Annotated in this window: 9 protein-coding genes and 1 tRNA gene; 3 read left to right on the top strand and 7 right to left on the bottom strand. The window is 46.2% G+C overall.

Annotation, left to right across the window (positions count from 1 at the left end; all coding sequences use genetic code 11):
* Window positions 1–2: 2 nt before the first annotated feature.
* Window positions 3–359, bottom strand: a complete 357-nt coding sequence (locus CWI82_RS03115; RefSeq protein ID WP_130202644.1) for a four helix bundle protein — start codon at window positions 357–359, stop codon at window positions 3–5.
* 152 nt (window positions 360–511) lie between these two features.
* On the opposite strand from CWI82_RS03115, the gene rpsT reads away from it, so the two are divergent.
* From rpsT to CWI82_RS03100, 3 genes are all read left to right on the top strand, one after another.
* Window positions 512–772, top strand: coding sequence for a 30S ribosomal protein S20 (gene rpsT / locus CWI82_RS03110; protein WP_126759302.1), 261 nt, complete (start codon window positions 512–514; stop codon window positions 770–772).
* Window positions 773–853: 81 nt separating this feature from the next.
* Window positions 854–930, top strand: a tRNA-Arg gene (locus CWI82_RS03105).
* Between the two features lie 86 nt (window positions 931–1,016).
* Window positions 1,017–2,633: a 2OG-Fe(II) oxygenase family protein gene (locus CWI82_RS03100; RefSeq protein ID WP_130202643.1), complete on the top strand. Its 1,617-nt coding sequence runs from the start codon at window positions 1,017–1,019 to the stop codon at window positions 2,631–2,633.
* 8 nt (window positions 2,634–2,641) lie between these two features.
* Here CWI82_RS03100 and CWI82_RS03095 read toward each other — a convergent pair whose 3' ends face one another.
* The 6 genes from CWI82_RS03095 to CWI82_RS03070 form a co-directional block, all read right to left on the bottom strand.
* Entirely contained in the window at window positions 2,642–4,204 is a 1,563-nt protein-coding gene (locus CWI82_RS03095) for a tetratricopeptide repeat-containing sulfotransferase family protein (protein WP_130202642.1), read from the bottom strand.
* A gap of 94 nt (window positions 4,205–4,298) precedes the next feature.
* A complete protein-coding gene (locus CWI82_RS03090) occupies window positions 4,299–7,148 on the bottom strand; it encodes a TonB-dependent receptor domain-containing protein (protein ID WP_130202641.1) in 2,850 nt (949 codons plus the stop codon).
* Window positions 7,149–7,380: 232 nt separating this feature from the next.
* The gene (locus tag CWI82_RS03085; RefSeq protein WP_130202640.1) at window positions 7,381–9,345 is read right to left on the bottom strand and encodes a S9 family peptidase; all 1,965 of its coding nucleotides are present in this window, start codon (window positions 9,343–9,345) and stop codon (window positions 7,381–7,383) included.
* A gap of 105 nt (window positions 9,346–9,450) precedes the next feature.
* Window positions 9,451–12,372: a TonB-dependent receptor plug domain-containing protein gene (locus tag CWI82_RS03080; protein ID WP_130202639.1), complete on the bottom strand. Its 2,922-nt coding sequence runs from the start codon at window positions 12,370–12,372 to the stop codon at window positions 9,451–9,453.
* A gap of 215 nt (window positions 12,373–12,587) precedes the next feature.
* Window positions 12,588–13,202, bottom strand: a complete 615-nt coding sequence (locus CWI82_RS03075) for a 3'-5' exonuclease (protein ID WP_130202638.1) — start codon at window positions 13,200–13,202, stop codon at window positions 12,588–12,590.
* Window positions 13,202–15,253: a DUF294 nucleotidyltransferase-like domain-containing protein gene (locus CWI82_RS03070; protein WP_233340181.1), complete on the bottom strand. Its 2,052-nt coding sequence runs from the start codon at window positions 15,251–15,253 to the stop codon at window positions 13,202–13,204. Before CWI82_RS03070 ends, CWI82_RS03075 begins: the two co-directional genes overlap by 1 nt.
* Window positions 15,254–15,369: the final 116 nt, after the last annotated feature.

The raw sequence follows: 15,369 nt of genomic DNA, 5'->3' as shown, positions 1-15,369 counted from the left end.
ACTTAAGCGGATTCTACTAGCATCATCTTTTTAGTTGAGTTGATCAAACCATTAAGTAGTCGATATACGAAACGAGTTTCAGTATGTAAACGACACTCGACGTAACCTAATCGAAAACTTATTTCGAGCTGGGTTTCCAACTCAGCAAGAGAACCACGAGCAATATAATAGAATCTTATTTGTTCTCTATAAGAGCCCCTACCAGCCCCTTCCGCTATGTTGCTAGACACAGAAACGACGGCGCGCCGCATTTGACTGACGAGCCCAAATAATTCATGTCCCGGAAAACTATCAGTTATCTTATAGACTGATACACATAAGTCCATCGCCGATTTATAAACTTTCAAATCTTTAAACATTAACACCTCCCTGTATCACGTAACCTTACCCGTTTTTTTCTAATATCTAATATCCAATAGCTAATATCGTCCTTGACTTTCAGTCGGAAAACAGGCATATTCCCCGCCCTACAAAACCATTGCACATAGATAACGAATTTTAGGAGTTCACCTTGGCTAACATTAAGTCTGCTAAAAAGCGTGCGGTACAAGCGGAAAAGAACCGTCGCCACAACGCGAGCCGTCGCTCAATGATGCGTACCTTGATGAAGAAAGTAACTGCTGCAATTGAAGCAGGCGATAAAGCGACTGCACAGCAGGCATTTACTAGCCTTCAACCGGTACTTGACCGTTACGCGACTAAAGGTCTCATCGGTAAAAACAAAGCGTCTCGTCATAAGAGTCGTTTGAACGCGAAAATCAGCGCTCTGTAAGACGCTGTTCGGTTGCGTTACCGACGTACGATTTAGAAAAACCAGCTGCGGCTGGTTTTTTTATGTCTATCATAGCCCAATGTCCTCGTAGCTCAGCTGGATAGAGCAGCCCCCTCCTAAGGGGCAGGTCGCAGGTTCGACTCCTGCCGAGGACGCCAATAAGCAATTCATCGCAGAACTTGATCCATTCGTCGCTCAGTGGTACAAAATCTACACAACTATAATAATAAAAAGTGTAGTAACCATGACCGATGTACAAAAATTGTTCCAGGAAGCTGTCAATTCTTTTCGCACAGAGAATTATTGCGAAGCAGAACTTCAATGCCGGCACCTGCTTCGCTACAACGCCAAACACCCCGATGTGTTGCACATACTTGCTTTATGCCTGCAAAACCAACATCAACCCAAAGCGGCAGCTGAAAACCTCAAGCAAGCGCTCAAACATCATCCCCATCATTGCCCGTCGCGAAAAAGTTTGATTGCGCTCTATCTTCAGCAGGATCAGTACGAGTTAGCACAGCAAGAAATCGACGCGCTCCTTCAAGACCAACCGCAACATTTTGAGCCGTACTATCTTCAGGCGTTACTTTTTCGTAAGTTAGGATTAGCAAACGAGGCGATGGAAGCTATTTTGCGAGCCAAACAGAATCTGCAGCAGCCCTCTCCTGTCGTCGACTACCTTAAAGCTTGTATTTACTACGACCTTGAAAACTATGAAAAAACAGAACAAATTTTGCAGAATCTCGTTCGTCAGTTACCTGAATATATCGATGCGCATGTCGCACTGAATAAACTATATTGGGAATACGGGCCGCACGAAAAATTTCTGGAGTCCTTTCAGCAGGCGCTCGAGCGATTACCACAGTCTCGTTCATTATTATTCAGTTTCGCAACGCATCAATTAATGGCTGGCAAACTCGAAGAAACGTTAGAGCTTTGTCGTAATGTGGTGGATAAACACCCCAAATGGGTTGAGTTTCATCATTTGTTGGGTGTCGCGTATGCTCGCAATCATCACCCTGATAAAGCATTGGAAGCGTATTTAGTTGCGGTTAAATTGAATCCTAAAAACATCCGCCATCAACTCGATTTAGCGATAAATTTGATGCGTCGCGGAGAGTATAAGACAGCACTTGAGCATGTACAGGCTGTCGCTAAGGAACATCCATATAATCAAGAAATGCTTGCATATAAAGCACTGTGCCTACAAGCACTCGGCGAATCGGACAGTTCTCATTCTCTGAATAACTATCAGCAGTTTGTGAAAATCATCGAGCTGCAACCGCCTGCAGGTTACGAAAGTATCGATGAATTTATGCAGGAACTGGCAGATATTTTAACGGGCATGCACCACAATACTCAGCACCCATTAGACCAAAGCGTCCGCCATGGAACACAGACCATGGGGAATTTATTTGCGAATAAGGCGCCGATCATTAACCAGCTGAAGCTGATGATTGAACAAGCGGCAGGTGACTATATTCGAGGTCTACCCGATGATCCACACCACCCTTTTTTACAGCGCAAGAGTGAACGTATCCGATTTACAGGCGCATGGTCCGTATGCTTGAAAGAGCAGGGTTTCCATACCAACCATGTACATCCGGAAGGCTGGCTATCCTGTTGTACCTACATTCAATTACCGAAACAAATTACTCAAGATGACGCAACGCAGGCGGGGTGGATTCGATTTGGTGATCCCGGCTATGAACTACCTGGACTCACGCCTGTAATCGATGCGAAATGTCCCCAAGTAGGATATTGCGTATTCTTCCCAAGTTACTTCTTTCATGGCACAGTGCCGTTCAGCGGACAGGGAGCCCGCATCACGGCACCATGCGATATATCACCGCAGTGGTAAGTAAGAGGTTACTTACCACTTAAGGCTTCACGCAGTGTGTTTAGATGCTGTTCAACATGCTGCACTTTACCTACCGAAGATTGGTACACTGGCTGACGAACCTGCGCACTACTCGCCGTGGTTGACGCTGTATCTTGCGTATGGAATTCCAATACAGAATCTTGCCAATCCAAACCACAGTACTTAATCAGTGCTTTTGCCTGCTTCAGGGTTTCAGTGACTAAATCTTCATAGTTGACCGTTAAGATGTCCTTTTTGAAGAGTTTATGCCATAGCGCCATGACTTCTTGATACTTCGCATAATAATGTCCGAGTTCACGTTGATCGTAAGAAAAACTATAAACTTGGTAGAACATCGTTTTAAAAATTGCATAGCAAGCATCTAACGGATCTCGCTGCAAGTTAATAAACTTGGCTTGCGGGAGCGCTTTTTTAATAAACCCGATATACAAGTAATTAAACGGTAGTTTATCGACGACATACTGTGCATTGCCTGTGACATCTTTCAGTTGCGACAAATAACGTTGACCAAGCGCCTCAAAATCAACCTGCTTCAGAGCCTCGTCGCGTGATAATTTACCGCCAGATGCTAACTCGATTTCATTAATCGCTGATGCGATTAACCACGGAAAATCTTGAAATTCACCAGCGCTCACGACATCGCTATGAGCCGCAAGCATACGCTCGACTAGCGTTGTGCCTGTTCGTGGCATTCCCACAATAAAAATAGGAGTGACTTTTGATTTTGACGGCTTCGCCGAGTAATCAAAATCTTTTGCAACGTTGATTAAAGAATCAATTGCCGTCAACTCCGCTTCTTCGTTGTACTGAACTGTCGCTCGTTTCAATTCGTTCGCTTTCTGTAACGCTTCGAACGACTTATCATAAAATCCTAAATCTTCGAGTTCCTTCGCGAGCGCAAACCAAATTGGCGCATCAGCTGATTCCGATTTCTCCAAACGCGTTTCTAATTCGGCGACATGATTATTATCGGGAGTTTGTTTACGCAGTTGTGAGCGTAAATGGTAGGCATTTGGCAATTTGCCTTCAGTCGCTTTAATGATCCAATCAAAGTTCTTCTCGGCCTGTGCCATTTTATTGAGAAAAAATTGTTGGCTCGCTTGTTCATACCGCACTTCAACATTCTCGGGATGCTCTTTGGCCAGTCCATCAAGAATTTTTAATGCTAACTTCGGTTGCTCGAGTTGCTGATAAATACGTGCAATATGATGTAAAAATTGGGGGCCTGCTTGAACAGATTTCACCGCGCTCTTCGCAAGTTTTAATGCTTCACTACGCCGACGTAGTTGAACGAGAACTCTTAATTTATCCGCAATTAACACCGCGTGATCGGGCATCTTTTCCAGTGCTTTATTCAAATATTCAAGTGCACTTTCAGCATCTTGCACGTACATGGCTAACTGATGAGCGCGGTGGAGTACCGGCACATCTGCTCCCTCTGTTGCACTGCGAATGAGCTGACTTGCCTGTTTAAATTGTTGCTTTGAGGCGAACGCTTGTACTTGCTGAGTGATCTGCTGAAGCGGATCTTGAACTGTCTTGGACTGCATCTCAGTCACCTGTTCCAAAATACTGTTTTGCAATAAAAAGCGGCGACCAAGGTCGCCGCTTCACTTACTTGTTGTTTACCACATCTAATTGAAATTAGAAGCGGAAAGTAACACTTGCGTGGATGTAACGACCTAAGGTGTCATAGAAACCAGCGATAGTGTTCGCGTTAGACGATAAAGTACCGCCAACCAATGGTGGCTCTTTATCCAACACGTTGTTGATACCAACCAACAATGAAGTATTTTCGTTTACTTCGAAAGTACTTACTAAGTCGATGTAGCTCTGTGATGCGATACCACGGCCCAACAACAATTGGTCAGTAGTTCCGTCATAGTCAACACCACCGAAGTAACGCCATTTAACTTGAGCGGTCCAGATATCGTCTGGAGTATAAGTTACCGCTAAAGAGTGACGCCAATCTGGCTGAGGGAAACAGTTTGTGCTGATAGTACCCGCACAATCTACGCCTGCAGCATCAGTGTACTTCTCGAGGTAGTATGAACCGTTCATACGTGCAGTGATAGTACCGCCAAGAACGTCTTCAACGGTGTAGTTAACGTTCATATCAACACCACGATACTTCTCAGTACCAACGTTGATGTTAGTCGCTACTACATAGCCGTCTTCACCACGCCACAAGCTGCCGCCAGCACCACGGGTTACGTTGTCACAGTAAACTGCATCACCAGTTTCAGCACACAAACGAAGGGTGTTTTCAGCACCTAAAGTACCGATAACGTCTTCGATGTCGATTGACCAGTAGTCAACGGTGAAGTTCAAGTTATCCATTGGGTTACCAACAACACCTACGGTGTAAGTGTCAGCAACTTCTGGTTGAAGGTTAACGTTACCACCAAAGATACCGTTGTACTGAGAAGCTGTACTTTCACCAACTTGACCATACTGGTCAGCAGTTACGCCAGTGTTAGCACACTGTGCAGCTGTATACTCAGGAGTATCGCCAGCACATGGGTCTTCACCGCTCCACAAGCCTAGTGAGCTTGGTGCGAACAATTCAGCAACGTTTGGTGCACGAACTGCGCGGTTATAACTTGCACGAACTTTCCAATCAGCAGTTACGTTGTAATCCAACGCTGCTTTGTAAGTTGTTTCGTTACCTGAAGTGCTGTAGTCAGAGAAACGTACGCCTAAATCTAAGGTCATGCTGTCGATGCCGTCACGGCCTTCAGCAATTGGTACGCTCAACTCACCGAACAATTCTTTAACGTTGTAGCCACCCATGATGCTGTCAGTTGGACCACCTTGACCAGCCAACGCACCTTCTTGATAGATGGTGTCAGCGATACGTTCGAAGTCAACTTCACGGCTTTCGAAACCAACTACTGCAGCCATTGGCAAGTCAGATGATGGTAAGCTTGCATCGAATTCACCGGTTACGAAACCGTTCAAGATGCGCTGTGAAGTGATACCGTTCATGATTGCAACACCGCCTAAGCCATCAGCAGCTGCAGCAGTCACACCACCTGGAGTGAACACGTTGTAAGGAAGACAACCGTCGCCACAAGCGTCATAACCATTTGCACCAAGTGCTTGGCCGATGTAATCAACATAGAAGTCGTTGATGTATGCAGTGCTTGAAGAAGTTGAACCATACTGGAATGACACGTCATATGACCAGTTTGAGTTCAAGTAACCTTCTGCACCGAATACCATACGGTATGCACTGTGCTCAAGAGCGTTCTGACGAGGACCACCTTCAACGTTACGCTTACCAATGTAAGCACCTACAGTGTCAACGTTACCAAATGCGTCTTGCAATTGAGCGCGCTGCGCATCGCTGAAGATTGTGTTGTCGAGATCAAATTCGAAATACTGGAAGAAGATACCTGATTCGGCGATCTGAGCAACAGTGCGGTCATGCATGTAGCTCACTTCCATGTATGGACGGAATGAATCATTCACGTCATAGTTTACGAACGCACCCATTGTGTAACGAGTGTCTGGACGCATGAAGTGGTTGATTGGCGCGTAGTTATATACGTCGCTACCTAACTTGTCACGGAAAGCACCGCTTGGGTCAAGCGCCCAGTAGACTTCCTGAGACAGGTCGTATTCACCGTCAACTATTGGTGCGAAGTAGGTGTTTGGTAATGGAGCAGTTGAAGAACCACCACAAGCTGTACCAGCACCGTTCAATGCACATGATGAATAGTCACGAGATTCTTGACGAAGCTCGTTGATTTGACGCCATGTTGCGTATGCAGTTGCGTGACCTTTACCGTCAGCGAACGTGCTACCCATGGTTACGTCGATATTGTACGACTTACCGTCGATGCCGCTACCGCCAGTAGGATAACCGAAACCACGTGCATCCATCAGACCTTGCATGTAGTCGTTACCGTTGCTGTGCTGATAACCAGAAGCACCAACGTTGATTTCAAGACCTTCGAAATCGTCTTTCATCACGAAGTTAACAACACCGGCTACCGCATCGGCACCGTAAGTTGCAGAACCACCACCAGTCAAGATTTCAACACGCTCAACAAGCGCTGCTGGAACTTGGTTAACGTCAGGTGCTTGTGAATAGATACCACCTGATTGCAGACGGCGACCATTCATCAATACCAACGTACGGTTCGTACCTACACCACGAAGGTCAAGTGTTGCAACACCAGACGCACCGTTAGCGATGTATGAAGTTTGCGCAGCTTCTACCTGTGGCAAGCTGTTCATCAAGTCTTCGATACGGGTAAAACCAGAGTTTTTGATTTCTTCAGAAGAAGTGATTTGTACTGGGCTAGCTGATTCATAGTCAGTACGTTTGATACGTGAACCTGTTACGGTAATACGTTCTTGAGCTTCTTCAGCTGCGTCGTCACCAGACTGATCCTGCGCTGCCGCAGTGCCTGTTAACGCAATTGAAGCGCCACCGAACATAAGTGCTAAGCGGATAGACTTAGCGAGTTTATTATTAGTATACATACTGTGTTCTCCCTGGATCACTTTATACGTGATTTACTAGGTTTAAAGTCGGCACGTGAACGCCCTCGTGCGTCGACGATCAAGGCCTTCAAAGCGAAAACCTTGACCGCTCAGTACTCGATACTAATCAAAAAATTCTATATCGGCAACCTACTTAACGTACAAAAATACTGAAATATGATTTTTTTTTGCACATTTAGGGAACTTTTTTTGGTCAATTGGTTATGCCATTTTATTCGCCTATGTACTTATCAAAAAATTCCAGCATCTGTTCCCAACGCTCAATATTATTCTCGGGTTTATAAAAACCGTGGCCTTCGCCATCCTTCATCATCCACTCATACGGATGATTTTGTGCTTTTAATTTGTCGCGTAAACGGAACGCATGTTCTTTTGGCACACGCACATCTCGGCCGCCTTGAATAATAAACACCGGAGCCTTGAGTTTATCGGTATTGTGCACTGGCGATTGGGCTTTGCGCTCTTCAGGCGTTGACGGCAATACTTGGTCTAAGTAGTTACGACCCGCTTGGGCTTCTGAGATATCGCCCTGCTCGTACATTAAATCTAAGTCGTACACACCAACGAAACCGACGGTACACTTATAAAGGTCGGGCTCGCGAATCGCACTTTGTAATGCTGCATAGCCTCCGTATGAAGCGCCATATACACAAATGCGATCGGCATCAGCTACTTTCTCTTTAATTAAGTGCTGAACACCATCAGTCATATCGTTGATCATGGTGGTGCCCCAGTTTTTGTGGCCCAGCTCAAGAAATTCACGACCATAACCACCTGAACCGCGGAAGTTTGGCTGCAACACCGCATAACCGTGTTCCGCAAACACTTTGGCATCACCATCGATACGCGTAATGGTGTCGCGAATGCCGTGTGGGCCGCCGTGTGGAATCAGGATGAGTGGTAAGTCCTTTGCCTCTTTACCTGGTGGTAATGTCAACAAAGCGCGGATGGTTAAGCCATCACGAGTTTTATAAGTGATGATTTCAGTTTTCGGCATCTCTTTAGCTTTTAACCACGGTGTTGCTGCCGCTAGAGGTAATAATTTATTGTTTTCACTGTCGAACAAGTAAAACGTTGTGGGTAAATTGGCCGAACCGACACGGATAATCGCCTGATTGTTATCGTGGGTTACTGAATTGATACTGACTGAGTGATTCGGGAAGCTTTGAATCAAAGCCTGTACGATTTGAACGAATCGTTTATCTTGAATATCTTCAAAAAATACAGCATCAATGCTGTCGTACTCAAATGCCGCACCAACTAACTCTTGTGCCCGACCTTTAGTCAAACTCATGATCGGACTTAAATCAGTTGCCGGATGCTCAGCCACAATTGTTTCTTTTTTAGTTTTTAAATCGAGCGTGGCTATCGCTTGCGTATCTGTTTGACTATTACTTAAGCCAATCACCTTAGTCGCATCTGCGTTGAGCAATAGCGGCGCAAAACCACCTTCATCAGTGTTATAACTTGCAAGCTCATACCACTCTTTATTTGCGCCCTCACGCGCTAGAATAATGGTTCGGTTATCAGCCTGCGGATCGACACCAACCGCAACCCGTGCAATGCCTTCACGATCGACTAATACCTGAACATTAGTGCTGCGATATGCTTTTAACGGAATACGGCCTTCACTGCGCTTACGGCCCGAATTCGTACGCATTCTGTAAATATCCAAATACGGCTCCGACGACATCATCGAACGCGTATAAATCAGAATATTATCTTTTTCATCCGGCAACATATCGAGTAACTGGGCGAATTCATATTCACCGCCATCAGAGCGTGGTCCGGTCAAAATAAGTTGGTTGCCACCATCGGCATCCATCGCAAAGATCTCACCCGTTGGCAATGGCATATCCAAAGAGCCAACTTCGCGTGCCATGGTCATAATTAAACGGTCATCGTTCACCCAATTAAAGCTTGCAACCGACTCATTGCCTTTACCTTGGGTAACCGAAAGAATTTTGTTGTTTTTAATATCGAGAACAGTGAGCTGCACAGTCCCTTCTGGATTTCGAGAGGTGGCTGCGAGATGTTTACCGTTAGGAGAAATTTTCACATCAAGATATTGAGCGTGTTTCGCATAGTTCTCCAACACCTCTTCTTTAATCTCTGCAGCAAATATAAAGGTCGGCGTCAACAACGCAACAATCACCCATAAATTTGAAATTTTCATCCTAGCCTCGTGTTCTAACTTTATTGTTATTATTGTTTTGCAAAAAAAAGCCCCACACCAAGGTGGGGCTTTGGTCATTCACTTTCTTATCGTTTCCTTAGTAGCTTAGAAGCTGTATGAAACGTTGAAGAACGCACGACGACCTAGGTAGTCGAGCTGTGATGCGAACAATGGCGTGTTACCTACAACAGCTGCAGCTGCAGGGCTTACCATCGGCGGTTGCTTGTCAAAGATATTACCAACACCAACAGTCACATCAATGTTGTCATTGAAGGTGGTGCTAGCTGATAATGAATGCAACACATAAGTTGGAGTTTCAGCTACGAAACGTACTGACTCACCACGGTATGTAGTAGAGCTGGTACCGAAGTAACGGTAGTCAGAAGTTTTATCGTAGTAGCTCATGTTCCAGTTGAAGCTCCACTCGTCACGCGTCAAGGTAGTGTTCAACGTACCTACGTTACGTGGGTTACCGATGTAACCAATGTTTTGCTCTGGAGTATCACCAGCGAACTGCTGGAACGAACGCTCGATTTGGTTCGTGTGATCTAACTTGATACGCAAATCGCCGAAGTCAAACGAGTCTTGGTAAGTCACAACAATGTCAACACCACGTACAACCTGTTGAGCAGTGTTCAAGTAACCACCACGAACTTCTAGGATACTCCAGTCACCGTCAGTTGAACCATCGCGACGAGTAATCTGGTTACAGAAAGGCTCGTTTGCAAAGTCATTTGAGGTGTAGCACTGGTTCAATACTGAACCACCAGCAACGCTGGCGATCTGATCGCTGATTACAACGTCATAGTAGTCAACAGACGCCGCGAAACGACCATCGTCAGTAGAGTAAACTAAACCAATACCTTCAGAGATTGAAGTTTCAGCTTTCAACTGACCTGCACCACCACCGGTGATTGAGGTCATTGAACCGCTGCTACCAACCGCTGCTGTGTATGACTCAGGAATACCTTCTGCCGCACAGTTTTCACGTACTTGAGGGTTAGTTGATTCAACCCAGTTCAAACATGGATCTGAGGTTTGACCTAAGAAACCAGTTTGGTTCTGCAAGAACAATTCGTACAGAGCTGGAGCACGGAACGAGCTACCACGTGATGCACGTAGACGGAAGCCTGCACCGATTTCCCAGTTAGCGCTTACCTTGAAGGTGGTGTCGCTACCGTAGATATCAACGTCAGTCCAACGACCAGAAGTTGTTAAGTCTAAGCTTTCAACAAATGGCAAGTCGCGTAACAATGGAATCTGGAATTCAGCGTAAGCAGCGGTAGTTTTCGCTTCACCAGCTGTAATACCTGCACCAGAAAGACCCCATGAGTTACCTGCACGAGTGTTTTCACCAGGTACGTCATTGATTTCATCACGCTGCCAGTAAACACCTACCGCAGTACCAACTGGGCCTGCAGGCATTTCGAACAAGTCACCAGTGATGTAAGCATCAATCGTGTCTTGAGTATACTCAGTGTTACCTTTGTCGTAACCGAACAAGAAGTCACGCGCTTCTTGGCTTGGGTTTCCGTAGATGTTTTGCGGATCGAACCAGTCGTACGCATAACATGCTTTACCAGAGATTGAAGTCACACGGCCTTCACATGGTACGCCCAACAAGGTTTCCTGCGCCATCAACATTGAATCACGCAAAATAATGTCTTGCTCGTAAGTACCATCGTTTTCTGAACGCTGATATGAAATATCCCAGTTCCAGAAGCCGATTGAGCCTTCAAGGCCAAGTACTAAACGGGTGTAATCAACCGTAGTTTCGTTACCATAATGGTTGGTGTAGTGAACTGGCATGACAAAGCTGTCGCCATCAAAACCAGGCACTGTGCTAATTGGTACATAACCAACTAAATCTGCAGGCCAGAACTGACGCGCGCTCTGAGATTTCGTTACACGCTGGCTATACAACAACTCACCGTAAGTAGAAATAGTATCAGTTAAGTCATAATCCGCTTGGAAGTATGCTGAGTTAACTGTGGTTTCTGGAATCATCGTTTGGTCCAAACGGAACGGGTGACCGCCACCGTCCAACAAACCATCAGATTCTTTATCATAACCAGCCCAGTACCAACCGTCTGGTGCTTGAGTCACGTTCGGGTTCGTTTCAGTCACTGGGTCTACGTCGTAGTTGCCATAGTTGTACTGAAGACGACCTGTACCTGCTGAACCAGAGTGCCATAAACCGAAGCCACTTTCGTTACAGTGATATTCACCAGTACGCGGATCGATTGGGTCAGCACGCTCACCAGTTTCGATGTCGCTAAACAAGTAGCGAGTCGAACAGTCGAAGTAATCACGATCTGCACGTTTCAAGCCGGTGTTAACATTGTGGTCAACAACCACACGCCATGAACCACGGTCGAATGCGCTACCGTAAGTTGCGTTTAAGCGATAGGTTTCGCCGCCACCTTCAAAAGGAGCAGAACCAGAAACGTTGACTTGGCCGCCTTCACCTTTCTTGGTGATGATGTTGATTACACCAGCAACCGCATCAGAACCGTACAGTGAAGAGGCGCCGTCTTTCAGGATTTCAACACGCTCGATTACGCTGATTGGCAATGCGTTCATGTCGAATGCTGAAACCGTACCACGAGTACCAGCAGGACCCGCACGACGACCGTTTAGAAGTACAAGCGTACGGCCTGCACCTAAACCACGCATAGAGATTGATTCTGCACCGCTGCCACCGTTGGTAACATAACCAACAGAGTACGCAGATACCAACTGGTCAGAACCTGAAGCAACTGTTGACGTACGCAACAATTCACCCAAAGTGTTCAAACCTTGGTCTTCAGCAAGTTCAGTGGTGATAATTTCGATTGGCGTTGGGCTATCCAAGCCATCGGTACGGATACGAGAACCAGTTACCTGAATTTTCTCAACCGTTTCTTTTGCTTCTTGTTCGTCTTCAGCTTGATCTTGTGCCATTGCAGGAGCTGCAATTAGCGCAGAACCAAAGCCAGCCATCATGATGGCGCGGATTGAGTCTGACAAAAATGACTTTTGAGCCATGTTAAGTCTCCCTGAGATTTTTTATTGTAATTGCTCCGGTGCAAAGCATTTTTTAATAATTAACGTTTGCATCGAAATCTAAGTGTTCTAAGAAGTTAAACTAACTGACATAGAATCCTGCTTAGATAACCACAGTCCATAAGTCTTTTCAATGGATTTTCAACATAATTAAAACGTCATTCGTCGAAATTTGAGAAAAGTTGTCTAGAAAGGCTTTAAATAATTGAACTTTTTTCACTGCCCGCATATTTGTAAGCCTGTGCCAACATCAATTCGGCGCAACCAACCGCGTCACTAAATGCATGATGGGCGTCATACTCAGGTAAGCCATAGCGCGTTCGACAAGCTGAAAGAGTTAACGAGCCACGTTCAATATGATGTTGTTGGCGTTTTAATCGATTCGCTTCAAACCCTAACGTATCAAATAATGCGAGGGGGGCGAGTTGAATATCACAGCTTTTTGCTGCCTGTTTGAGGAATCGCCAGTCAAGTTGTATATGATGGCAAATTAATATTTTGTTACACATTGTTACAGATAAAGCCTGCATGACGTCACACAGTTCTGAAGTCTCGATGAAGTCCTTCTTGACCAGACCATGAATAACAGGTGACTGCTTCAAATCGGTTTTGTCATGCTTTATGAGGTAGTAGCGACCGCTTGTATAATTGATAACGGGCGGGGTCACTTCAACCCACGCAATCGCCAAAATTTGATCGTTTGCAGGGTCTAACCCGCTCGTTTCAATGTCTAACGCAATGTAAGAATGTTCCGTCCACGGTTTACGACGAACTTGGATTTTGTGCCACCAGCGTTTTATTAATGACCACATCAGCCAATACGCCCGAACTTCAAGCCAACGCCCTGCTGGCAATCTTTAATAATTCGAAATGCTGTTTTCAACTGGCGCCGCGTCAAAGTACTTAATTCGTCAGGATCTAACGCATTTTTAGGTTTATCCGTACCCCAAATATCCAGTTGATGTTGCAACCGCAGTTGGGTTAAGAACTGCCAAGCCTCCGCAAGTGACTGGTTGTCTTTACGATTTAATAAATTACTCCCTCGCAATTGCTCTAAACGCTGCAACGTTTGCGGAACCGTTAAGCCGGCCTGCAACGAATAAATGCGCACAATGTCGTTAATTAGTGCAATACCGTAGCGCTTAATGTTAATCAAATCGCTGTCTTTACCCGACTCTGTCCCGCGGAATCGGTTAAATAAGCCCAGCGGCACTTGTACACTCACTTGCAAGCGCGCCAAATTACCTAAGAAGAATTCGTTTTTGCCCAGCCGTGCCACTTCGTCGCGATAACGTTGATACAGCCGCTTGTTGCCATGCACCATGCGCGAGTCGAAAAATATCTGGCAATACATAAGTGCTTTCGGGGTTGGGCTTGTGGTCCAGGTTTGGAAGCGATCGAGCCAACCGTCTAACGTACGACGACAATCTGGATTAGAAGCCATGATATCGCCAGGACATAACGGAATACCGCACTCGTTCAGGCCGGTACAAACGTACTCACCCAAGCCTTTAAACCACTCGAGTTGTTGTTCATTTAACCCGTTGCCAAGCAATAAACCGTTATCCTGGTCAGAACTCAACACTTGGTCTTCACGACCTTGCGAGCCAAACGCAATCCAACAATACGTTCCCGGTGCCACACCGTGATCTTGTTCATACAAGCTGATCAGTTTGCGCGTCATGCTGTCAGTCAGTGACGCTAGGAGCCGGCCAACCATCGTGGTGTCGTGAACGCGGGCAGCAAAGGTTTGCATGTATGCAGGAATATGCCGAGCCTCGGTAATCAGTTGCTCGCGCGTTTCAGCTTTGTTAATGGCGCTAATCAACATCACCGGTTCGCTGCGTTGTTGTCGCATTAAATCAGTATTGGTGATCATGCCGATCGGTTGGTCGTTGTCATCCAATACCGGTAAGTGATGGATGTTGTGCTGTGTCATTAATGTCAGCGCGTCCATCAGGGTTTGACGTCCGTAAACCGTTGCCGGAGCTTGGGTCATCACGGCATTGACTTGAATATCGTAGCTTAAGCCTTGGGCAATCACGCGATTTCTTAAATCGCGATCGGTGAGAATGCCGAAGAGCTTAGAGGAGGTGGGGTGCAGTCCAAGGTCGGCACCCTCTTCGGGGTGCCGACCTTGGACTGCACCCGTTACCATCACTGACGAGACCTTTTTGTCACGCATTACCTGTGCCGCTTCACGGATAGATGCTGTGCTGGACACCGTTACTGGCTCGCGGTTAATCACTTCCGCAAGAGTGAGCTCGAGGGTATCGTAGCCCGGCGACTTTTCAGCAACTGCGGGCCGGGAGGCTGATGCGGCGGTTATATCAGTCAAGTCGTCAGAGTTGCGATTATTGGTAGCGTCGATATTAACAGCGGCTTTGCCGCTACCCGTAGCGTCGGCATTAACCGTGGCTTCGCCACGTCCCGGCGTGGAACGCCGGGCTACCTCGCTTAACAATCGTTGGCCGTGGGCGCGGATGAAGTATTGCTCGAAAGCGCGCACGTTTTGACGAAGCTTGTCGAACATGTCGGCTGAAACGATATAAATAATGCCGTCTTCAATCACCTTCAACTTATTGACCACCGGCCGACCACTCAGCAGCGACGGAAAACCGAATAAGTCATGTGACTCCAAACGCTCAATCAAGTGGCCATCAGGTGCCAGCAAATCAAAACCACCCGAGCGCACAATGTACAATGCCGGACTGTGCTGCTTAAACAACGCATCCACATTATGCTCATTTAAATAAGCTGCTTTAATATTCTGCGCCACCCACTGCCGCTGCTCGCCAGTTAATTCATCAAATGGCGGGCAATCGATTAAGAAGCGCTGAACCTCAGTAAATTCCGGCTGCATTGAAAACCTTAAAAGCGTTACTAGTTATTCGTTAATCGTTACTCGAAAAAGCAAAAAAATCAAAGTCCTTAACGAATAACCACTAACGAATAACGAACAACGAAAAAGCCCGGCGT

Source organism: Pseudidiomarina tainanensis, from assembly GCF_004214835.1.
Taxonomy (GTDB): Bacteria; Pseudomonadota; Gammaproteobacteria; order Enterobacterales; family Alteromonadaceae; genus Pseudidiomarina; species Pseudidiomarina tainanensis.
Note: the sequence above shows the minus strand (reverse complement) of the source record. Positions and strands in the feature narration are given on the sequence as shown.

What these genes read in the sequence shown, in the direction of transcription:
- CWI82_RS03115 (WP_130202644.1), bottom strand. Translation starts at nt 359, where the DNA reads ATGTTTAAAGATTTGAAAGTTTATAAATCGGCGATGGACTTATGTGTA.
- CWI82_RS03100 (WP_130202643.1), top strand. Translation starts at nt 1,017, where the DNA reads ATGACCGATGTACAAAAATTGTTCCAGGAAGCTGTCAATTCTTTTCGC.
- CWI82_RS03095 (WP_130202642.1), bottom strand. Translation starts at nt 4,204, where the DNA reads ATGCAGTCCAAGACAGTTCAAGATCCGCTTCAGCAGATCACTCAGCAA.
- CWI82_RS03090 (WP_130202641.1), bottom strand. Translation starts at nt 7,148, where the DNA reads ATGTATACTAATAATAAACTCGCTAAGTCTATCCGCTTAGCACTTATG.
- CWI82_RS03085 (WP_130202640.1), bottom strand. Translation starts at nt 9,345, where the DNA reads ATGAAAATTTCAAATTTATGGGTGATTGTTGCGTTGTTGACGCCGACC.
- CWI82_RS03080 (WP_130202639.1), bottom strand. Translation starts at nt 12,372, where the DNA reads ATGGCTCAAAAGTCATTTTTGTCAGACTCAATCCGCGCCATCATGATG.
- CWI82_RS03075 (WP_130202638.1), bottom strand. Translation starts at nt 13,202, where the DNA reads ATGTGGTCATTAATAAAACGCTGGTGGCACAAAATCCAAGTTCGTCGT.
- CWI82_RS03070 (WP_233340181.1), bottom strand. Translation starts at nt 15,253, where the DNA reads ATGCAGCCGGAATTTACTGAGGTTCAGCGCTTCTTAATCGATTGCCCG.